Consider the following 20,286-nt stretch of genomic DNA (forward strand, 5'->3'; position numbering starts at 1 on the left):
TCCTGGCGCCGGCAGCTGCGGACCGCGCAGCCCCATACACTTCCGACGCCCAACTGGCAGCCCGACCAGCCGCAGGCCCGCAGAACTCGGTAAGGTAGCGCTCTTCGGCTGGCGGAAGCCGTACGAAGTCTTCGAAGGCCGGGCACACCATCATGCATCTCGTCGACCATCCCTCACGCCACCGCCTCAGCGCCGCCCTGGATGACCTCGCCGTCACTTTCCGAGGTATGACCGCGCATCCGGACGAGAGTAACTGCGAGTGCCATTGGGGCAGTGCGCGGGAACTAGCCCTGTTGAAGACGCCGGACGTGGAACTGGAACCGGACCTCCTGCGCCGGACCTGGACGGCCATAGACTGGACCGATCATGCCGCCGTGCTGAAGCGCGTCCTGCCGCAGTTCGCCCCGGTACTGGTCGCCGGTCGCGCGGATCCCGTGTTCGGACTGGAAGAGGCCGGGTATTCCTTCGCCCGAGGCCGCTGGCAGCAGTGGCCGGACGACCACGCCGCTTGCGTACGCGAGTTTCTGCATGCCTGGTGGGAGCACAGCCTCACCGATCCGGATACGGCCGTCCCGGCGCACCAGGTCTTCGTACTGTGTGCCGAGGCATCCGGAACGGTTGGCCCCTGGCTTGCCGATTGGGAGAAGCAAACCGGGAGACTCAGCAACCGCCGCCTCGCCGAGGCCGTCGCAGAATGGGAGTACGAACTCCTGGGAGACAGCCTGCCGTGGCACATCGGCTGGTATGAGCACGACGAGGAAGAGATGCGCGCCGAACTGGTCGCCTGGCTCGTCGGCCACGCTGCGGTGCGGCTACACGAGTCGGGCGCCCCGGCAGAGCTCCAGCACCGGATACGACTGCTCGGGCTCACCGGTAAGGACCGCTATATGGATCCACTCTGGCCCGGTCACCGCTACTGACGAGCAGCAGCGGCGCGGTGCAAAGCCTTGCGGCAGCGGACTTAGTCGGCTCGACCGCCGGCGCGGGGCCCTTCGCGTTGCTCAGACGCGAGTGGTGTGCTGGTTCAGGATGGCCCGCAGCCGGTCGAGGCCCTCGGCTTCATGCACGCCCCGCTTGGGCAGGACACCGAGGTACATGATGTTGGGGTCCCGGCTCAGCAGGACGAAATGGCCGGCAGTCTCCCGGTAGCCCTGGAAGACGGACCACTTCAGGACCAGCGTGCTGTGGTCGGTCTGGCAGGTGACCCCCGCCGGGGACACGATGGCGCGGTACTCGCCCTGCCAACCGACGAGCCGCTGCACACTGGCGGCCTGCAGGCGCGGGTACCCCCACACGGTCAGAACGACGAACAAGAACAAGACGGTTGAGACCAAGTCGACTTTGCCGCGACCTACAGTGGCGAACAACCACTGCCCTACCCACAGAGTGAGAAACACACCCCGCAGCAGCAACCCGGTCCGCTTGATCCGCCCGCGGACCCGCAGGCCGACCAGTGTGTCATCAGACCGAGGCTTGTACACCACCTGGACCGCGGTCTGCTCGTCCACGACATCGTCAACCGATGGCGTGTGGTGCACGCCTTCGGCGTTCTGGCCCTCGGCCATTGTTCCTCCCCCGGCATAAAGACTGCGAACCCTACCGAACCTCAGTGCCGGGGCGGACGGCCGCCGTGCCGGGGGAGGTGGCGGTCGAGTATGCCACGCAGCCGGTTGGTATCGTCCCTGCCCAATGCGCGCTTGGGCAGATAGTGCGCGATGAGCAGGTACGGCGCGGGCGTCAGCAGCACGAATCCGCCGGCGGTCTCCACGTACCCGCCAAGGCTCCGCCAGCCCCGGCGCGTCTCCATGTGCGTACCCGTGAAGCACACAACGTCATTGGACTCGTCGACGTTCACGGTCCAAGGCCCCAGCGGGGCACCCATCTTGGCATGCCGCGCGGTCAGCAGTCCCCTTCTGGCCATGAACCCGAACAGGCTGCCGAGGAAGGCGCCTCCCGCTGCCAGGACGCTGTTGGCAAGCAACCACACCGCCACTGCGAAGAGCACCGGCAAGAGCAGTCCATGCAGTCGGCCCTTGAACCCCCGCACCCGCCCGCGTGCTTGGAACGCGTCGGCCCAATCCGGCTGCCCCAACTCGAATCTCAGCTCGACGACAGCACCTGCCGCTTCGCTCAGCCTTTCTGCCACGGCCGCCCCCTATGCCCCTCAGTAACGAGCGGACACTGTAACGCGCGTTCATCAATTCCCTCGTGGCCCGTGCTGTGTCCGGCTCGGGTCAGCTCTCGTGGCGGGGGCCGTGCCAGTCGAGGCACAGTACGGTGGCGTCGTCGGCCAGGGGGCCGTCGAAGGCGTCGGTGACTGCCGTTGCCAGGACACGCACGACCTCGCGGGGGTGTTCGGTGGCGGTGTCCTGGATCAGGCGGGGCAGATCGACGGAGCCGGCCTGCCGCTCCTGCATGCCGTCGGTGTAGAGCAGGAGGCGGTCGCCGGGGCGCAGATCGAGGTTTTGTATGCGGTAGGTGGTGCCGCCGGGTGCGCCGAAGAGCAGGTCGACGTCCAGGTGCGCCTCTTTCACTGCGCCCGCGCGCAGGAGGAGGGGTGGGGGGTGTCCGGCATTGACGAGCTGTGAGCCGGTTCCGTCCAGGGCGACGCGCAGTAGCTGGCCGGTGGCGAGAGTGTGGTTGCCGTGGTGGAGGAGGGCCTGGTCGATCCGGCCGGCCTGCTCTGCCAGGTCGGCGCCGTCTCGGCGGGCGCTGCGTGAGGCGTTGACCAGGAGAGTGGCCATGAGTGCTGCGTTGATGTCGTGGCCCATGGCGTCGGTGATCGACAGGTGCAAGGTGTCGTGGTCAAGGGTGTAGTCGTAGGTGTCCCCGGCGGCGGATTCGGCCGGCACGAGGGACGCGGCGAGCGCGAACTGTGCGGCTTCGCAGGATGGTGCGTCGGGCAGGAGCTGCCGCTGGATCTCGGCGGCCAGGCTGAGCGGGGTGGCGCGCTGGCCCAAGCGGTAGAGGTCGGTGAAGCGACGGTCGGTGACGATGATGTACGCCAGCGCGTGAGCGGCCTCGCGGACCTCTTTCAGGATCTCCTGGTCGACGTGCGGCAGGGACAACTCCAGCACCCCGATCGTGTCGCCACGATTGCTCACCGGGGCGAGCACCCGCTTTCCGCGACCGGCGTCGGGGGCCTGCACCAGTTCCTGGGCACGCAGCACTCGGTCGTAGAGGCTGCCGGCCAGTTGAATACGGCCGGCGTGGCGGTTGAACTGCGACGCGGTCTCGTCGCTGACCCGCACCACCTGCTGGCCGACAACATCGACGAACAGGAACGACACCGCCCGCGCTTGGAACCGGTCGCGCAGGTTGCGTGCCACCACAGCCAGAGACTCTCCCGGCGCCGCGTCCTCCGCTGCGGCGAGCAGCCTGGCCAGCCCGAACGGGTCTCCCGGCATTGCCGTCTCCCAAGCGTTGCCCTATACACGCTGCGCCCCTGACCGCGGGCACCGAGCAGTGAATCTCTCACCAGTTCCACCATGCGCCTTTTCAGGACACCAAGCGCGCTCAGCTCCTCGCACACGGGACCACCTGCCTGCTGGCGAATCGGCGCGACATGACTATCGCTCTTCAACGCAGACGTGCCCGCGTGCGAGGCACAGGGCACCAGAGCGTCCCTGGAGGGCGGTCGCTCTGGCGTAGAACCGATGCTCCGCCGGTCGCCGGGGGCCGGGGGCCAGGTGGCGGGTGTTCGATTGTCCCCGAGGCACGGAGATCCGCTGCCTGGCGTTGTCAGAGGGGGAGGAAAGCGGTGACGGTCTTGCCGCCGGCCGGCGTGTGATCGCGGTGGTGCGAGCGAGGCGGTTGACCATGGCCAGCCGAAACCGCCGTCGGCGCCGGTCAGGTCGGAGTCCAGCGGGTTCGTCGATTCCCACACGGCCCTGACAGGGAACCCACCGCTACTCGCGCGCTCCCAGCACGGGACAACAGTGGGTTCGCAAGCACTGGTGCTTCGGGACGGGTGATCACGGAATGGGGGTGGCGGGCGTGAGACAGCAGGTGCTCTTCCACATTCGGCTTCGCCGTCCGGACAGGCCGCCGGAGCTGACGGAAGTACTCAGTCGGTTCACACCCGTCGTCCAGGCGCTGCCTCCCTCGGCTGCGATCAACCCTTCGGAATCGGCCTCGTTGCGGAGCCTGGATCGGTAGATCTCCTTGTGTGACACGAGTGCAACTTACGGGTCGGGAGTGGAAGTTCATCGAGCCTCACCTGCCGATCGGGGAGTGCGGCCGTACCCCGAACGGCTGCGGCAGCAGTTCGAGGGTGTGACTGGCGGTTCAGGACGGGCGGGCAGTGGCGGGAGATGCCGAGGGAGTTCGGCGCCTGGTCGACCGTTCACAACCGCTTGCGGCAGTGGCGTGACGCTGGAGTCTTCGAAGCTCTGCTGGAGGGTCTGATCGCGGAGGCCGCGAAACGCGGCGAGGTCGACCTGTTCCTGGTCAGCATCGACTCCACCACCGCCCGGGCTCACCACGACGCGGCCGGGAAGCACATCGATGAGGACATCGTCACCGCCCTGGAGGAAGCCGCAACCGAAGGAGAGAAGGCTCGGTCAAAGGGGGCGCCCGCGAAGAACAAAGCGGTCAGGCCACCGAAGGCGGTCCCGCTCGGGAAGAGCGCCGACGCATCCGGCGCCGGCGCAAACTCCGACTGAAGGCCGCCCTCCTCGGACGCTCCAGGGGAGGGCAGACCAGCAAGGTCCACCTCGCTGCCGACCGCAAATGCCGCCCCCTGGCATTCATCTGACCGCGGGCCAGGCAGTGGACAACCCACAGCTCATCCCCGTCCTTGAGGAAGTGCGGGTGTGCGGGCCCGTCGGGCGCCCCCGCACCCGGCCGGACGCGGTCGCCGGGGACAAGGCGTACGCCTCCCGCAGGAACCGCGCCCACCTGCGTAAACGCGGTATCAAGGCGGTCATCCCGGAGAAGCGGGACCAGGCCGCCAACCGGAAGCAGAAGGGTTCCAGAGGTGGCCGGCCCGTCAGCCACGACGTTGACCTCTACAAGGACCGGAACACGGTCGAACGTGCGATCAACAGGATGAAAGCGTGGCGAGGCATCGCCACGCGCTACGACAAGAACCCGGGCAGTTACCTGGCCGGGCGCTCTACCTCCGTGCCTCGACGATCTTGATCAGAGACCTCATAGGGCCCCCTTGATCGCCACTGAGTGCGCGCTGCCCTCTGGTCGCCGTTCGCCGCCGAGACCAGGATGCCGGTCTTGCCCCCGGACGGGGGAGCCGCCTGCGCTCACATTCCGCCGGCGATCCTCATCACCGTGCCGGTGGCGTAGGAGGCGTCGTCCGAGAGTAGCCAGGCGACCGCTCCGGAGATCTCCTCGGGCTGGCCGGCGCGGCCCAAGGGGACAAGGGCCGCGATCTTGGCGGGCCGATGCGGGTCGGCGTGGAAGTCGGTCCAGATCGTGCCCGGCGCGACGCAGTTGACCCTGATGCCCTCGGCCGCCACCTCCTTCGACAGCCCGACCGTCATGGCGTCCACGGCGGCCTTCGCCGCCGCGTAGTGGACGTAGGTGCCGGGGCTGCCGAGGGTCGCGGCAGCGGAGGAGATGTTCACGATCGCCCCGCCTGCCGTCATGCCGCCGATGGCCCGGCGGGCGCACAGCAGGTAGCCCAGGATGTTGACTTCCAGGGCCTGCCGCATCCCTTCCGGATCTGCGCTGGTCAGTGGCCCGACCGGCCCGCTCACCCCGGCGTTGTTCACCAGGCCGGTGACCGGTCCCAGCTGCGCGGCGGCCGTATCGAACAGACGGTCCACGTCCGCCGCATCGGCGGTGTCGACCGCGACCGCGACGGCAGCCCGGCCCAGCGCGCGCACCCCTTCGGCCACGCCCTCGGCCGCCTCGGCGTCCGACCGGTACCCGACGGCAATGTCGTGTCCCTCGGCCGCCAGCCGGAGGCAGATCGCCGCTCCGATGCCCCGACTGCCGCCGGTGACCACGGTCACCTGCTGCCGCTCTCCCTGTTCCACCATGTCCGCTCCTCCGAGCCGGGTAAATGATCGATGATCGATCAAACAGGCGGCACTCTACTCGGCGGGCAAGGAACGGAGGGCTCGATATCTTGAGCGTGGGGGTCTGTGACTGGAGGCCCAGGAGTACGCGGTGCCAGGCGGTACGGCAGAGGCCCCGGTCAGCATGTGGCGGGTGACTTCGCACCGCGTTCTTGGCTCAGTAGTAGACGTGCAGCCGAAAGGGGTCCAGCTCTTCGGAGCTGGACCCCTTGCTGCATTTCGTGCTGGGAGACAGTCACCAGACAGCAGTGCTGACCAGTGGCTGCCAGACGAGAGGCGTGCCCGTGCGCACGCCTTCTTCACCTTCCGGAAGCCGTTCACGGAACACCGGCCCGGTCCATGGCGGCCGGATCGACTCGCTCGGGCTGGATGAGAACGGTAGCCCGGTCATCGTCGAGTACAAGCGCGCATCGACGTCGGCGTGATCAACCAGGGGTTGTTCTACCTGTCGTGGCTGATGGATCACCGCCGCGAGTTCGAGCACCTGGTCCGTGACCTGTTGGGGACGGCGACGGCGGCCCAGGTCCTCTGGAGCGAACCGAGGCTGGTGTGCATCGCTGGTGACCTCACGCGCTATGACGTGCACGCGGTCCGGGAGCACCGACGCAGCATCGACCTGGTGCGCTACCGCCTTTTCGGCAGCGTGTTGCTCGGCCTTGAGACCGTGGCATCCGTCAGCGCCCTGACGCCGGCCGTTCGCCGGGTGCGGCGACCGAGCCCCGCCAACCACCGCTTCACTGCCAACGCCCCGGAACCCTCCCCGGCCGGAACGTCCACGTCCTCGCCGTACACCCGTGTCAACAACGCCCCCGGCCAGCCCCCTCCGGGGGACGCCTCCCTCGGGGCCGCGCCGGCGGCGGCCCCTCGGGCGGACAACGGTGCCTTCCGCGATCAGCCGGTCTGTATCCGCGACAGGGCGGGCATCGGCGAGGGCATCGGCGTACGGACGTCAGATGGTGGCGGTGTCGATCACGAAGCGGTAGCGCACGTCGCTGGCGAGCACGCGCTCGTACGCCTCGTTGATCTGGTCGGCGCGGATCAGTTCGATCTCGGCGCCGAGGGAGTGCCGCGCGCAGAAGTCGAGCATCTCCTGCGTCTCACGGATGCCGCCGATACCGGAGCCCGCAAGGGTCTTCCGGCCTCCGATGACGGAGAACAGGTTCAGCGAGACCGGCTCCTCCGGCGCCCCCACGTTGACCATCGCGCCGTCCGTCTTGAGGAGCGCGAGGTACGCGTCCAGCGGCAGCGGCGCCGAGACCGTGGAGATGATCAGGTCGAACGAGCCCTTGAGCTGCTCGAACGTCTTCGGGTCGCTGGTAGCGAAGTAGTGGTCCGCGCCCAGCTTCAGCCCGTCGGCCTCCTTGCGCAGCGTCTGGCTGAGCACGGTCACCTCGGCGCCGAGCGCGTGCGCGATCTTGACGCCCATGTGCCCGAGACCGCCGAGTCCGACGATCGCGACCCTCTTGCCGGGACCGGCGTTCCAGTGGGCGAGCGGGGAGTACGTGGTGATGCCGGCGCACAGCAGCGGAGCGGCCTCGTCGAGGGCGATGCCCTCGGGTATGCGCAGGGTGTAGTTCTCGTCGACCACCACGTGGGTGGAGTACCCGCCGTAGGTGGGCTCGCCGTCCTTGCCGATGGCGTTGTACGTGCCGACGTTGCCCTCGGAGCAGTACTGCTCAAGGCCGGCCTTGCAGTTCTCGCACTCGCGGCACGAGTCGACCATGCAGCCGACGCCGACCCGGTCGCCGACGGCGAACCTCGTCACGCCGGGACCGACCTCGGCGACCACGCCTGCGATCTCGTGGCCGGGAACCATCGGGAAGATGCCCTCGCCCCAGCCGTTACGGGCCTGGTGGATGTCCGAGTGGCAGATCCCTGCGTACTTGATGTCGATCAGGACGTCGTGCTCGCCGACCGGGCGGCGCGGCACGGTCGTGCGCTCCAGCGGGGCCTTGGGGGTGGGGGCGGCGTATGCGGCGACGGTGGTGACAGTCATCCGGGAATGATCTCCTCAAAGGTGGGGTGGTTCTTCAACTGTGCCTCATGCCCCGACAAACACCCAGGTCCCCGCTGTGCCTACGTCTGCTGTGCGTACTACTGGCAGGGTCACGGTGGGCACCGCGCCGTACCCGGATACTGGAGGACATGGACCAGCGCGCCGAACTCAGCGAATTCCTCCGTAGCCGGCGGGCCCGGCTCAAGCCCGAGGACGTGGGTCTGCCCGATGTGGGCCGGGCCCGGCGGGTGCCGGGGCTGCGGCGCGAGGAGCTGGCCCAGCTCGCCGGCGTGTCCGTGGCCTACTACACACGTCTGGAACAGGGGAACAGCGGGAACGTCTCCGGTGAGGTGCTGGACGCGATCGCCCGTGCGCTGCGGCTGTCGGACACGGAGCATGCTCACCTCACACACCTGGCGAACCCGAAGACGAAGAAGAAGCGTGCCGCCGCCGCCCGCCCGCAGCGGCTGCGGGCGGAGCTCCAGTACCTGATCGATGCCATGGACAGCGTGCCCGCGTACGTGCTGGGGCGGCGGATGGAGATCCTGGCGTCGAACCGGATGGCGCGGGCGTTGCTCGGCGACGAGACCGCGCTGCCGCCCGAGGAGCGGAACATGGCCCGGATCGTGTTCCTCGACCCGCACTCGCGAGATCTGTACGTGGACTGGGAGTGCAAGGCCGTCGAGCTGGTGAGCGCGCTGCGGCTGTGCGCGGGCTGCTGGCCCGACGATCCGCTGCTCTCGGCCCTGGTGGGAGAACTCTCGGTGAAGAGCGAGGAGTTCAGGACGCTGTGGGCCGCGCATACGGTCCAGGAGAAGGGGTACGGCACGAAGCGGCTGCACCATCCGCTGGTGGGTGACCTCACCCTGTCCTACGAGACGCTGAAGCTGCCGGCCGACCAGGACATGTCGCTGGTCACCTTCCATGCCGCGCCCGGCTCGGCCGCCGAGGAGTCGATGCGGCTGCTCGGCAGCTGGGGCCTCGACACCGACACCCGGCCGGTGAACCGCTGACCCGGCGCCGTGGCTCCCTCCCCCTGCGCCGCCCGTAGCCGCGCAGGGGGAGTGCTCCAGCCGGCCCTCGGCACGGATGGACGTGCCGGTCAGGCGTGCTCAGCCCTTCATGCCGGAGAAGGCGATGCCCTGGATGAACTGGCGCTGCATCGCGACGAACACGATGATCACCGGGAGAGTCGCCAGGAGGGAGCCGGCCATCAGTACCGGGTACTCGGTCAGGTGGGCGCCCTGGAGCGAGGCCAGGCCGGCCGACAACGGCATCTTGGCCGGGTCGGTGTTCACGATCAGCGGCCACATCAGGTCGTTCCAGGACCACAGGAACGTGAGGATGCCCAGCGCCAGCAGCCCGGGGCGGGCCAGCGGCAGAGCGATGCGCCAGAAGACGGTGAACGGATTGGCACCGTCCAGGCGTGCCGCCTCCTCCAGCTCCTCCGGCAGCCCCATGAAGAACTGGCGCAGCAGGAAGGTGCCGAAGGCGGAGAACATGCCGGGCACCACGAGGGCCTGCATGGAGTCCAGCCAGCCGAGGTTCTGCATGATCTGGTACTGCGGGAGCAGGAACAGCTGTCCGGGCACCATCAGCACGGCAAGGAAGGCCAGGAAGATCGCCCCGCGCCCGGGGAAGCGGATCCGGGCGAAGGCGTAGGCCGCCATCGAGCAGAGCAGCAGCTGGGCCGCGGTGCGCAGCAGCGCCATCACGACGGTGTTGATGAACTGCCGGCCGAAGGGGATCCCGTCGAAGACCTTGCTGTAGTTCGACCAGTCCCAGTGCGCGGGCAGGATCGTCGGCGGCACCTGCACGGACTCGCCGAAGCTCTTGAAGGAGGTGAGCAGCTCCCACACCAGGGGGAACACGGTGATGACCGCGCCGAGGGTGAGCAGGACGTGGGCGGGCCACATCCTGCCTTCGCGGCTCGCCCGCCGCGCCGGCTTACGCGCAGCGTCACGCACAGTCGCCTCACGCATAGTGGACCCACCTCTTCTGCAACCGGAACTGGACGGTGGTCAGCGCCATGATCAGGACGAACAGCACGCAGACGATGGCCGCGCCGTAGCCGCGCTGGTTGTCGAAGAACGCCTTCTGGAAGAAGAGCATCACGACGGTCTGGCCCTCGCCGTAGGCGGGGTTCTGGAGCGAGTTCGTCGTGTTGGCGCCGATGATCAGGTACACCAGGTCGAAGACCTGCAGGGACTGGATGATCGAGAGCACGGTGGTGAAGAACAGGGTGGGGCTCAGCAGCGGCAGGGTGACCGAGAAGAACTGCCGCACCCGTCCCGCGCCGTCGAGTGCCGCCGCCTCGTAGTAGTCGCCGGGGATGCTCTGCAGTCCGGCCAGCAGCAGGATCATGTTGTAGCCGACGGTCATCCACACGCCGACGACCGCCACCGCGAAGCGGATGGTGTGCGGGTCGGACACCCAGTAGGTGCCGTCGATGCCGATCGACGACAGTGCGTGGTTGAGGATGCCGGCGTCGCCGTTGTAGAGCCAGCGCCAGACCACCGCGACGGCGGCGGGCATCGTGACCACCGGCAGGAAGTAGAGCGTGCGGTACACGCCGGTGCCGCGCAGGCCCTTGATGTTGAGCAGCACGGCGAGGGCCATCGACAGCGGGATGCCGAGCAGCACCAGCCCGGTGTAGATGCCCGTGTTGCCCAGCGAGTGCCAGAACTCCGGGTCGCCCACCAGCGTGCGGTAGTTGGACAGGCCGATCCAGGTGGTCCCGCCGAAGGCGCCCCACTCGGTGAAGCTGTAGTACAGCGTCTGCACCACCGGCCACAGGTAGAAGACCGCGAGGCCGAGGCCGGCCGGGGCGATCAGGGCGTAGCCCCACCACTTGTCCCGGTTCCTGAAGCGGCGCTCGCGCCGGCGCAGCTCCCGCTGGTCCAGGACGTCCGGCCCGGAGCGCTGCGCCGGTACGGCGGAACGCGTACGCACATCGAGGCTCATCAGGACCGGCCCTTCCTCTCCTGGGCGAGCAGCTGGTTCATCGCATCGGTCAGGGAGCCGGTGGCGCCCTTGAGGGTGGCGTCGCCGCTCCACGCCTTGGCGAGCCACATCTGTTCCTTGTGCTGCCAGGCGGCACTGTTGGCGGAGCCGGGGAAGGGCACCGCGTAGTCGAGCGCGTCCAGGTGCACCTGGAGGTCGAAGCGCGGCATTCCGGCCGCCCACGGCTTCGCGGTGCCGTTGCGGGCCGGGATGGCGGTGCCGTACTTGCCCTGGAGCAGTGAGGCCTGTTCCCCGCCGAGGAACCGCACGAACTCCCGGGCCAGCTCGGGCTGCGGGGTCCGGGCGTAGACGACGTTGGCCAGGCCGTGCAGGACGGTGGCCCGGCGGCGGCCCTTGGGCATCGGCGCGACGTCCACCTTGGCCCGCAGCTCGGGGTCGGCGTAGAACGTCGCCGCGTTGTAGGACGCCTCGTAGGTCATGGCCAGCGTTCCTGACTGGAACATCTGGGTGGGGTCCGTGTCGGTCATCTGCTGCAGGGACGGGGCGGCGCGGTAGCGGTGGATCAGGTCGATCCACAGCTGCAGCCCCTCCCGCGTGCGGTCGTCGGAGTAGCCGGAGTGCTCCTTGTCCTGGGAGATGACCCAGCCGCCGGCCTGGGGTATGGAGTTGTAGTAGTTCTCCTGTGCGCGGACCGGTGCCCCGACGCCGTAGATCCCGCGCTTGCGGTCGGTGAGACGCTGGGCGGTGGCGATCAGGTCCTGCCAGGTCCAGGAGGCGTCCGGGTAGTCGGCCTTGGCCCGGTCGAAGATCTCCTTGTTGAACCACAACGCGACCGTGTCGAAGTCCTTGGGGGCGCCGTACTGGGTGCCCTTCCAGCGGTAGAGGGAGATCAGGTCGGCCGGGAAGTCGGCGGGGCGCAGCACGGCCTCGGACCCCTCGGTCTCCAGCGGGAGAAGCTGCCCGGCATCGGCGTAGAGGCCGAAGTTGGGCCCGTTCATCCAGAAGACGTCCGGTGCGGCACCGCCGGTGCACGCGGTGCGCAGTTTGGTCCAGTACGTCCCGTTGGGGGTGAGCTGCACATCGACGGTGACGCCGGGCCGCGTGCGCTCGAACTCCCGCGCCGCCCGGTTCATGGCCGGCACCTGGTAGACGTCCCAGACGCCGTAGGTGAGATGGCCGCGCCGGGAGCCGCCCGAGGAGGGTGAGGGCGACGAGGAGGAACTGCAGCCGGACGCGAGCGGGGCCGCCGCGAGCGTCGTGGCGGCAGCCGCCGTGAGGAGGGAACGTCTGCGCACGCGGAGCCTTCCTGGGGTGGGGGGTCGCAGCCTCACCGCGCGGGAGAAGCCATGGGACCGAACTGTCCGTTCCGCGGGGGACGCTGCCCTAAAAACGGAACGTCCAGACGCTATTTGCTCAAAGTTGTTGGGTCAAGGGTACTTTGAATCATCTTTGCGCATCGCTCGCTCCCCTCTGAGCACCTTTCGCGGCATCGGAGCCGTCCACCCAACCCCGTGACGGCCGAATTGGGGTGCGGCGTACGAGGATTGGCGATGCGGCAAAGGCGTCGGTGGAGGGTGGCGGCACGCGGCTCGCCCGCGTGGGTTCGTACGATCCCGACGGCGACCGCGGGTGCGACGGCCCCGCCTCAAGCGGTGAGCGGCGGAGTCGGCGAAGGGTGCGACTTTGAGACGAGGTCATGGGCCGCCGCCGCGACGATGTCGTTGAAGACCGCCGGACCCATTGTTAGCTCTTTAGCTCATGTGCTAAATATCTAACATGGCAGAAGCTCAGGACGAGGCAGGGGCCTTCCGTGCACTCGCTGATCCGACGAGGCGCCAGATCCTTGAGGACCTCAGAGGTGGCGAACTCGCGGCAGGCGAGATCGCGAGCAGGTTCGCGATCAGCGCGCCGTCCATTTCACGGCATCTCGGCGTGCTCAAGGGAGCGGGACTGGTCACCGAGCGGCGGGACGGCAACCGGATCCTCTACACACTGGCCGAGGATCGCCTGGCCACCTCGATCGGCCGGTTTCTCAGCGTCGTCTGCCCCGAGCAGATCGTCCTGCGCCACACCAAATGGCGCTCCGGGGCGCAGAGCGAGGGATCATGAGGCAGCCGTGCCTGTCCAGCGTCATTGAACGACGGCTTCTGGTGAACTACCGGGTCGCCCCGGACGCCGCGGCACGCCTGCTTCCCCAGCCGCTGCGTCCGCAACTGGTGCACGGCCATGCGGTCGCAGGGATCTGTCTGCTGCGGCTGGGAAGTGTCCGGCCGGTCTGGGCCCCCAAGGTATTCGGGCTGCGGAGCGAGAACGCGGCGCATCGGATCGCAGTCGAGTGGGACGGACCGGACGGCGTCGAGACCGGCGTCTACATCCCGCGTCGCGATACCGCCTCGCGGCTCAACGTCTGGGCCGGAGGCCGCGTCTTCCCCGGCGAGCACGGCGGTGCCGGTTTCGAGGTGCACGAGACACCGGGCCAGGTGCGTGTCGCCCTCGCGACGTGGGACGGCGACATCCGGGTGGACGTCACCGTCGAGCCGTCCGACGAGCTGCGGGGCAGCGAGCTCTTCGCCGGTCTCACCGAGGCCTCCCGCTTCTTTCGGTCCGGGGTGAAGGGCTACTCGGCCACGAGGTCCGGCCGCCACCTGGACGGCATGGAGCTGCACACCGACGCCTGGCACGTGGAAGCCGGCCGGGTTCGCTCCGCCGCGTCGTCCTTCTTCGACGACCCGGACCGCTTCCCGCCAGGGACCGCAACCCTGGACTGCGCTCTGGTCATGCGCAACGTGCCGGCCGACTGGCGCCCGCTCCCGGCCATGGCAGCCAACCGAGGCGCTCAACTCGCCAAGTGAAGCGCTCCTTACCGTGTTGGAGGGCTGCTTCCGGTCCTTCGTACGATCGGGAGACCGAGGGGCCCGTCTTCTGCCTCTCCGCCCGGATCACCGCCCGCTTCTGCCCCACGTCCACGAGCTTCTACGATCGCGAGCGAGCCGAGGGCAAGAGCCACAGACAGTCGATCCTCGCTCTCGCCCGCCGCCGCCTCGACGACCTGTGGGCCCTCGTCCGCGCCCCTCAGCACGATCTCGCTGTGGGCTGAGGCCTGTTGCCTGGGGCAGTTGTCGACGGTCGGTGCATTCCCGATACGAGACGTCAGGCAACTCCCCTACGCCTCACGCTCAGCCGCTGTACGGGCAGGTCGATCGACGGGCTCAGAGCGAACGTCAGTCGGGACGAGCGTCGAGCTCAGGTCGATGCGGTGCGCGCGCGAATGCGGTGCGCGGTCCGCAGTCCCTGCTTGGCGGCGGTTGCCACGAGGCCGCCGAGGGTGGTTCTGGCGAGGTCGTGGGCGGCGAGGCGCTCCAGTGCCGGCAGGGCCCGGTCGTCGGCGGTGGAGCCGAGAGCGCGGCAGGCCAGTGCTCGGAGGTCCGGGTCGGGATCGGTGGTGAGGGCGATCAGGTCGTCCACCGCAAGCGGGCCGAAGGCAGCGATCGCCGACGCGAGATGACTCGCCTTCGGGTTCCGGCGTTCCAGCATGGCCTGCCAGAGCGCAGCGAGTGCCCGGGCGCCGCCGATTTGGCCGAGCGCCAGGGCGGCTCTGCTGCGTACCCAGTCGGTCTCGTCGTTCAGCCGGGCTGTCAGGGCGGGCACGGCGGCATCTTCCGCAAAGAGGCCCAGTGCCTCGCAGGCACCCTCGCGGACCATCGGATCGGGATGCTCCAGCAGGGCGGTGATCAGCGGAACAGCCCGGCGGAAGCCGAGTTCGGCACAGGCGAGCGCCGACCACCGCACCCCGCAGTGCCCGGTGTCGGCGAGCGCGCGCAGAAGGCCCGGTTCGAGGCTCGCGTCGCCGAACAGGGCGATCCGGTTGAGCGCCTTGGTCCAGACGGTGACATCCTGCGTCCGGTGGTCGGAGGCGACTTCGGACAGGGCTGCCCGGGCCTGCGGATGGCCGAGCTCGGCCCACTCCAGCAGGGCGTCGATCGCCCGCACCCGGATCGTGCGGCTCTCGCTCAACTCGGCTGCGTGGACGGTGACGAGGGATGTCGGCCCGTCCGGTGGGTGGCCGAGTGCGTCTCCCAGCGGGCCGGTGAGCGGCGGTTCGAGCTGGCCCAACCACAGGGCCAGTGGGCCGATTCGGGTGCCGACGTCCGCGTCGTATCGGCCGTCGCCCCGCAGGTTCGCGGCCAGCTTGGCGACCGTACGGAACAGCAGCCGTGCGCGGTCCGATGGGGAATCAGCGAGGGCGTCGAGCCGGCCGGACATCGCCGCGGTGACGGAGGCCGGCGGGCGACCGGTGGCCTCCAGGACCGCCTCCGCCCAGGCGAGTGGCTCGCCCTGACGCTCGTAGAGCTGGCGACCCCACAGGCGGAGGACGGCGTCACGGTTGTCGGTCATCCCAGGATCGTTCCAGCAGGGAACACCGACAGCCAACATTCCTGGCGGGCGCAAGACGACAGCTGCGGCACCTCGCCGCGTTGTCGGGCATATTGGGCGCGACACCACAGTTCGGCCGAGGGCGGATGCCGGACGGGGCTCCGGTGCAGCCGGAGCCCCGTACCGGATCAGCTCGTGGGGAAGTTGTCGGGGGTGCTGATCCGGTTCTTCAGCAGGGTCCCCGATTCGGTCAGTACGCCGCTGCTGCTGTAGTCGCTGCCGTCGCAGGTGCCGGGCTGCAACGCCGCGCTGCTCTCGGGGGCGTCGGAATAGGTCCAGTTCGCGTAGCCGATCTTCAGCTGATCGAGCAGGTCCAGCCAGGCCGTGGTGCTCGCCCGGTCCATCGCTCCGCCGCCGGTGGCGCTCACCGTGCCGAACTCGGTCACGAACAGCGGAAGTTGAGAGGCTGCCCGGCTCACTGTGCTGCGGTAGGAGTCCTTGTGGCTTGCGGCGTAGAAGTGGAACGCGTACATGATGTTGGCTGCGTTGACGGGGTTACTGACGATCTCGCTCTCGTTGGAACCGTCCGAGACTCCCAGAGACGACCAGCCGCGGGTGCCGACGATGACGACGGCGTCCGGGTCGGCGGCCCGGATCACCGGGATGACCTGTTCGGCGTAGTTCTTGATGGCCGACCAGCTCACACCGTTGGGCTCGTTGGCGATCTCGTAGATCACGTTCTTCTTGTCGGCGTTGCGCGCGGCGACGGAAGCGAAGAACGTCTTCGCACGGTCGAGGTTGTAGTTCGGATCGCCGGGCGTCAGGGTGTGGAAGTCGATCAGCGCGTACATGCCGCGGGCCTCGGCCATGTCGACGAGGCCGTTCACGCGGTTGGTGAAGCCCGCCGGGTCGGTCTCGTAACCGTCCTCCTGCACGTACATGGCGACGCGCAGCAGATCCGACTTCCAGTCGTTCGCCAACGCGTCCATGGACGCGTTGTTGTAGCACTGACTGAACCACTGGATGCCGTGCGTGCTCATCCCCCGCAACTGCACGGGGCGGTCGTACTGGTTGCACAGGTGTACTCCGCAGACGTGGACCTGGCCATTGACGTCCACCGGGGTGCCGTTGCCGCCCGGGTCGGGCGGCGAGGTCTCGTCGACGGAGCCCGTGCAGGAGACGCCGTTGAGCGTGAACGCCGTCGGTTTCGGGTTGGCGCCCGTGAAGGAACCCACCAGCCCCACGTCGGCCGCCGCGCCGGTGGCCAGCGTGCGGTTCCAGTCGACGCCGACGGCCTTGGCCGTGGAACCCGACTGCGACCAGGTGGCGTTCCAGCCCTGCACGACCTTCTGTCCGGTGTCCGGCAGGGCGAACGAGAGCGTCCACCCACTGACGGGTTCACCCAGGTTGGTGATCTTTATGCCGGCCTGGAAGCCGCCCTGCCACTGGCTGGTGACCGTGTAGTCGACCTTGCATCCGGTGGCAGCCACCGCCTGGGGGCCGAACAGGGCCGTGAGGCCCAGGATCGTCGCGCAGGCCGCCAGTAGGGCCAAGAAGCGTTTCACAGCATTCCTCCTCGTACGAAGTGGAAACGACATGATGGGAGCGCTCCCGAACGGCAGGGTTCGGTCATGGCCAACCTTGCTGGTGGACGGAAGCGGCCTCGCTTCCCGCCGGGCCGGCCTCGACGCGTGAAGTCGTCCCGCAGGCCCGGGTGTTCCGCAGTGTGCGTCCGATGGGGCGTACGGTTTGGGAGCGCTCCCAATTTGGTGCGCGTGAGACCCGCCGTCAAGCTGTTGGACAGGATCCGCCACCGTTGTCGTGTGTGCGGTGCGGCGGCGTCCATGGTCGGGGCCGGCGTCCCGGGGCCGCATCCCCCGCCGCGCCGCCCGCGTCCGGACCAGGAGTCACCCGCGTGCGGTCTCCCGGGCGACCGCGGGTGCCAACTGCCCCTCTATGCGGCCCTGTTCTTCGTGATTGCCCAGGCCCAGGACCTGTCGGGCCGTAAGATCGGGTACTCCTGGGGGTGGGAACATGCTGAAGCGAAGTTCCGGCACACCGACGCTGGAGGAAGTGGCCGCCCTTGCCGGTGTGGGGCGGGGCACGGTCTCCCGAGTGATCAACAACGCGTCGGGCGTCAAGGCGTCCACACGCCGTACCGTGCTGCGCGCCATCGACGAACTGGACTACGTGCCCAATCTGGCCGCGCGTTCACTGGCCGGGCGGCGCGCGGACGCCGTCGCCCTGGTGATGACGAAGGCGGACTGGCGGCTGTTCGGCGAGCCGTTCTTCTCGGAGGTCGTACGGGCGGTCGGGGATGCCCTGGCCGAGGTGGACGTGCAGCTCCTGCTCACACTGGTCCGCACGGACGCCGAGCGGCAGCGGCTCGTCAAGTACGTGCGCGGCGGCCGGGTCGACGGGGTGCTGCTGATGTCCATGCGGGCCGAGGACCGGCTGCCGGACATGCTCGCCGACGCCGGGGTGCCCACGGTGCTGCTGGGCAGGCGCTCGGGGGAGGAGCGGGTGACCTACGTGGACGCGGACAACGTCGGTGGCGCTCGGGCCGCGGTCGGCCATCTGACGCGCGGCGGGCGGAAGGTCATCGCCGCGATCACGGGCCCGCCCGAGATGTACGTCGCCCAGTGCAGGCTGCGCGGCTACCGGGAGGCGCTGGGTGACGCCGGGCTCGACGAGGTGCCGTCGCTGGTCGTACAGGGAGATTTCAGCGAGGCCAGCGGGCGCCGGGCGATGACGGGACTCATCGAGCGGCACCCGGAGGTCGACGCCGTCTTCGCCGCGTCGGACAGCATGGCCGCCGGAGCGCTTGCCGCCCTGCATGCGGCGGGGCGCCGGGTGCCCCAGGACGTGGCGGTGATCGGCTTCGACGACTTCGAGCTGGCCGAGCAGACGGAACCGTCCCTGACGACCGTGCGTCAGCCGATGGAGGAGATCGGCCGGACCATGGTGCGGCTGCTGCTGGAGGAAATGGGCCAGCCGCAGGTGGCCTGGCGTCATGCGATCCTCCGGACGCGGCTGGTGGTGCGCGAGTCGGCCTGAGGTCCCTCGCGCGCCCACTTCGACCGCCGCTCGGGCGGTTGCCCGTCCGAGCGGCAGTCCGACAGCCCGGAGGCTGGCCCGCCCCGCCAGGTGACGCGCGCCGCCGGATTCCCTCCGGGGGAGAGGGGATGCCGCGAAATCCGGTTCAGGCGTCACCGCGCCCTTCCTCGTGAGGTCCCCGGGAGACAGCTCAACGACCCGCCTTCCGCGAAGGGCGCCGTCCACCGCCGACTCCAACGCTCGCTCCGCTCTCCGGCGGCACCTGTTCGCGCCGGCGTCCGAGTCCTGCGGCGGCGCGAGTACGGGAGCGCTCCCAGGCCGTTCGCGCCCGCGCGGCGAATTCGGCGCATCCTCATACCGTCCTTGACCTGCCCCTACTGAAATCCCGTCGACGCATTCCGTTCCGACGGGTTGTCAGGGACACGGTCACGCTCCTACAGTCCCCTACGGACCAGAAGATGGGAGCGCTCCCATGCGAGGTGGTCGGTATGCACCCGGGATTCCCTGGTTGCGCGATCCGGCGCCCGCAGGGGCCATGACTGCCCTGGCCACCTGGCCACCCGGCGCCCCGGCCGCCCCCACCTGCCATGCAGCCCCCGCCCGGGCCCACCGCCCGAAGGAGAAGAGCGCAAGCGGAAGCGGAAGCAGATCCCCCACAGGAACAGGAGACACCATGGCTCGACGCAGGAAGCAACTGGCCTCCCTGGCGACGGTGCTCGCGACGCTGCTCGGCGGGTTGGCCCTGACATTTCTGGGCCAGGGCAACGCGCAGGCGCACGGCGTGGCGATGACGCCGGGGTCGCGCACCTACCTCTGCTGGCTGGACGCCAAGACCAGTACCGGCTCCCTGGATCCGACCAACCCGGCGTGCAGGGCCGCGCTCGACGAGAGCGGCGCCACCGCGCTGTACAACTGGTTCGCCGTACTCGACTCCAACGCCGGCGGGCGAGGGCAGGGCTACGTCCCGGACGGCAAGCTGTGCAGCGCAGGTGACCGGTCGCCGTACAACTTCACCGGATACAACGCCGCTCGTGCCGACTGGCCCCGTACGCACCTGACGTCCGGGACCACGATCCAGGTCAAGCACAGCAACTGGGCGGCGCACCCGGGCTCGTTCCGGGTGTACATGTCCAAGCCCGGCTACTCACCCAGCACCGAACTGGGCTGGGACGACCTGGAGCTGATCGACACCGTCACCAACCCGCCGCAGTCGGGCTCGCCGGGCACGGACGGCGGCCACTACTACTGGGATCTGGACCTGCCGTCCGGCCGCTCGGGTGACGCGGTGATGTTCATCCAGTGGGTTCGTTCGGACAGCCAGGAGAACTTCTTCTCCTGCTCCGACATCGCCTTCGACGGCGGCAACGGCGAGGTGACCGGCATCCGCGGTTCGGGCAGCACGCCGACTCCGGACCCGACGCCGACTCCGGACCCCACGCCGACCGACCCGCACACCGGGTGCATGGCCGTCTACAGCGTGACCAACTCCTGGAGCGGCGGTTTCCAGGGGTCGGTGGAGGTCATGAACCATGGCACGGCAGCGCGTGAGGGCTGGGCCGTGAAATGGACGCCGGGCGCCGGCGCCGAGGTCAGCAGTGTGTGGAACGGTGCGCTGACCAGGGGCTCCGATGGCACGGTCACGGTCAGGAACCTCGACTACAACCGGACCGTCCCGCCGGACGGCAGCGTCACCTTCGGGTTCACCGCGACATCGACCGGCAACGACTTCCCGGTCGGCTCGATCGGCTGCGTCAACCCGTAGCCGCTCTTGAGCGCAGTGCCGGTTCCCGCATCGCGCGGGGGTCGGCGCTGCCGTGCCGAGCGGCGACGGGGTCTCGCCGAGCGCTGCCGTACGGG

Annotated in this window: 16 protein-coding genes and 2 pseudogenes; 8 read left to right on the plus strand and 10 right to left on the minus strand. The window is 69.0% G+C overall.

All coding sequences use genetic code 11. From position 1 onward, the window contains the following. Window positions 1–227 precede the first annotated feature (227 nt). Window positions 228–920, plus strand: coding sequence for a hypothetical protein (locus OG521_35575; protein ID WUW25799.1), 693 nt, complete (start codon window positions 228–230; stop codon window positions 918–920). 81 nt (window positions 921–1,001) lie between these two features. Here the strand turns inward: OG521_35575 and OG521_35580 are convergent, their stop codons facing one another. From OG521_35580 to OG521_35590, 3 genes are all read right to left on the minus strand, one after another. Continuing rightward, on the minus strand, window positions 1,002–1,565 hold the full coding sequence (locus OG521_35580) for a YcxB family protein (GenBank protein ID WUW25800.1): 564 nt from the start codon (window positions 1,563–1,565) through the stop codon (window positions 1,002–1,004). A gap of 41 nt (window positions 1,566–1,606) precedes the next feature. Beyond that, window positions 1,607–2,146 carry a hypothetical protein gene (locus OG521_35585; GenBank protein WUW25801.1) on the minus strand — a complete coding sequence of 180 codons (540 nt, stop codon included), beginning with the start codon at window positions 2,144–2,146 and terminating at the stop codon, window positions 1,607–1,609. An 88-nt stretch (window positions 2,147–2,234) separates the two neighbouring features. Further along, window positions 2,235–3,407, minus strand: coding sequence for a serine/threonine-protein phosphatase (locus OG521_35590; protein ID WUW25802.1), 1,173 nt, complete (start codon window positions 3,405–3,407; stop codon window positions 2,235–2,237). 761 nt (window positions 3,408–4,168) lie between these two features. Here OG521_35590 and OG521_35595 point away from each other — a divergent pair. Continuing rightward, window positions 4,169–5,168: pseudogene (locus tag OG521_35595) on the plus strand (IS5 family transposase). A gap of 90 nt (window positions 5,169–5,258) precedes the next feature. On the opposite strand, the gene OG521_35600 reads toward OG521_35595, so the two are convergent. Next, window positions 5,259–5,999 carry an SDR family oxidoreductase gene (locus OG521_35600; GenBank protein ID WUW25803.1) on the minus strand — a complete coding sequence of 247 codons (741 nt, stop codon included), beginning with the start codon at window positions 5,997–5,999 and terminating at the stop codon, window positions 5,259–5,261. A 362-nt stretch (window positions 6,000–6,361) separates the two neighbouring features. Between OG521_35600 and OG521_35605 the strand changes: the two are divergent. Next, a pseudogene (locus OG521_35605) lies at window positions 6,362–6,717 on the plus strand (transporter). A 270-nt stretch (window positions 6,718–6,987) separates the two neighbouring features. Here OG521_35605 and OG521_35610 read toward each other — a convergent pair. Next, window positions 6,988–8,034: an NAD(P)-dependent alcohol dehydrogenase gene (locus tag OG521_35610; GenBank protein WUW25804.1), complete on the minus strand. Its 1,047-nt coding sequence runs from the start codon at window positions 8,032–8,034 to the stop codon at window positions 6,988–6,990. Between the two features lie 149 nt (window positions 8,035–8,183). Between OG521_35610 and OG521_35615 the strand changes: the two genes are divergently transcribed. Next, complete coding sequence (locus OG521_35615; GenBank protein WUW25805.1) at window positions 8,184–9,047, plus strand: helix-turn-helix transcriptional regulator; 864 nt, start codon at window positions 8,184–8,186, stop codon at window positions 9,045–9,047. A gap of 99 nt (window positions 9,048–9,146) precedes the next feature. Here the strand turns inward: OG521_35615 and OG521_35620 are convergent, their stop codons facing one another. From OG521_35620 to OG521_35630, 3 genes are read right to left on the minus strand one after another with little or no spacing between them, the layout of a single operon-like run. Further along, on the minus strand, window positions 9,147–10,016 hold the full coding sequence (locus OG521_35620) for a carbohydrate ABC transporter permease (GenBank protein WUW25806.1): 870 nt from the start codon (window positions 10,014–10,016) through the stop codon (window positions 9,147–9,149). Next, window positions 10,009–10,998 (minus strand): sugar ABC transporter permease, encoded by a 990-nt coding sequence (locus OG521_35625; GenBank protein WUW25807.1) that lies wholly within the window; start codon window positions 10,996–10,998, stop codon window positions 10,009–10,011. Before OG521_35625 ends, OG521_35620 begins: the two co-directional genes overlap by 8 nt. Beyond that, window positions 10,998–12,293, minus strand: coding sequence for a sugar ABC transporter substrate-binding protein (locus OG521_35630; protein ID WUW25808.1), 1,296 nt, complete (start codon window positions 12,291–12,293; stop codon window positions 10,998–11,000). Before OG521_35630 ends, OG521_35625 begins: the two co-directional genes overlap by 1 nt. Window positions 12,294–12,774: 481 nt before the next feature. Here OG521_35630 and OG521_35635 point away from each other — a divergent pair, with 481 nt between their 5' ends. After that, window positions 12,775–13,107 (plus strand): metalloregulator ArsR/SmtB family transcription factor, encoded by a 333-nt coding sequence (locus OG521_35635; GenBank protein ID WUW25809.1) that lies wholly within the window; start codon window positions 12,775–12,777, stop codon window positions 13,105–13,107. Further along, a complete protein-coding gene (locus OG521_35640) occupies window positions 13,104–13,850 on the plus strand; it encodes a DUF2071 domain-containing protein (GenBank protein ID WUW25810.1) in 747 nt (248 codons plus the stop codon). Before OG521_35635 ends, OG521_35640 begins: the two co-directional genes overlap by 4 nt. Before the next feature lie 391 nt (window positions 13,851–14,241). Here the strand turns inward: OG521_35640 and OG521_35645 are convergent, their stop codons facing one another. After that, the gene (locus OG521_35645) at window positions 14,242–15,393 is read right to left on the minus strand and encodes a HEAT repeat domain-containing protein (protein WUW25811.1); all 1,152 of its coding nucleotides are present in this window, start codon (window positions 15,391–15,393) and stop codon (window positions 14,242–14,244) included. A 167-nt stretch (window positions 15,394–15,560) separates the two neighbouring features. After that, on the minus strand, window positions 15,561–16,937 hold the full coding sequence (locus OG521_35650; GenBank protein WUW25812.1) for a cellulase family glycosylhydrolase: 1,377 nt from the start codon (window positions 16,935–16,937) through the stop codon (window positions 15,561–15,563). A gap of 469 nt (window positions 16,938–17,406) precedes the next feature. Between OG521_35650 and OG521_35655 the strand changes: the two genes are divergently transcribed. Both OG521_35655 and OG521_35660 read left to right on the plus strand, forming a co-directional pair. Beyond that, on the plus strand, window positions 17,407–18,429 hold the full coding sequence (locus OG521_35655) for a LacI family transcriptional regulator (GenBank protein ID WUW25813.1): 1,023 nt from the start codon (window positions 17,407–17,409) through the stop codon (window positions 18,427–18,429). 673 nt (window positions 18,430–19,102) lie between these two features. Beyond that, window positions 19,103–20,191 carry a lytic polysaccharide monooxygenase gene (locus tag OG521_35660; GenBank protein ID WUW25814.1) on the plus strand — a complete coding sequence of 363 codons (1,089 nt, stop codon included), beginning with the start codon at window positions 19,103–19,105 and terminating at the stop codon, window positions 20,189–20,191. Window positions 20,192–20,286: the final 95 nt, after the last annotated feature.

The sequence above is a fragment of the Streptomyces sp. NBC_01463 genome, from assembly GCA_036227345.1.
GTDB lineage: Bacteria > Actinomycetota > Actinomycetes > Streptomycetales > Streptomycetaceae > Streptomyces.

Coding starts and splice junctions, on each gene's coding strand:
- OG521_35575 (WUW25799.1), top strand. CDS start 228: ATGACCGCGCATCCGGACGAGAGTAACTGCGAGTGCCATTGGGGCAGT.
- OG521_35580 (WUW25800.1), bottom strand. CDS start 1,565: ATGGCCGAGGGCCAGAACGCCGAAGGCGTGCACCACACGCCATCGGTT.
- OG521_35590 (WUW25802.1), bottom strand. CDS start 3,407: ATGCCGGGAGACCCGTTCGGGCTGGCCAGGCTGCTCGCCGCAGCGGAG.
- OG521_35600 (WUW25803.1), bottom strand. CDS start 5,999: ATGGTGGAACAGGGAGAGCGGCAGCAGGTGACCGTGGTCACCGGCGGC.
- OG521_35610 (WUW25804.1), bottom strand. CDS start 8,034: ATGACTGTCACCACCGTCGCCGCATACGCCGCCCCCACCCCCAAGGCC.
- OG521_35615 (WUW25805.1), top strand. CDS start 8,184: ATGGACCAGCGCGCCGAACTCAGCGAATTCCTCCGTAGCCGGCGGGCC.
- OG521_35620 (WUW25806.1), bottom strand. CDS start 10,016: ATGCGTGAGGCGACTGTGCGTGACGCTGCGCGTAAGCCGGCGCGGCGG.
- OG521_35625 (WUW25807.1), bottom strand. CDS start 10,998: ATGAGCCTCGATGTGCGTACGCGTTCCGCCGTACCGGCGCAGCGCTCC.
- OG521_35635 (WUW25809.1), top strand. CDS start 12,775: ATGGCAGAAGCTCAGGACGAGGCAGGGGCCTTCCGTGCACTCGCTGAT.
- OG521_35640 (WUW25810.1), top strand. CDS start 13,104: ATGAGGCAGCCGTGCCTGTCCAGCGTCATTGAACGACGGCTTCTGGTG.
- OG521_35645 (WUW25811.1), bottom strand. CDS start 15,393: ATGACCGACAACCGTGACGCCGTCCTCCGCCTGTGGGGTCGCCAGCTC.
- OG521_35655 (WUW25813.1), top strand. CDS start 17,407: ATGCTGAAGCGAAGTTCCGGCACACCGACGCTGGAGGAAGTGGCCGCC.
- OG521_35660 (WUW25814.1), top strand. CDS start 19,103: ATGGCTCGACGCAGGAAGCAACTGGCCTCCCTGGCGACGGTGCTCGCG.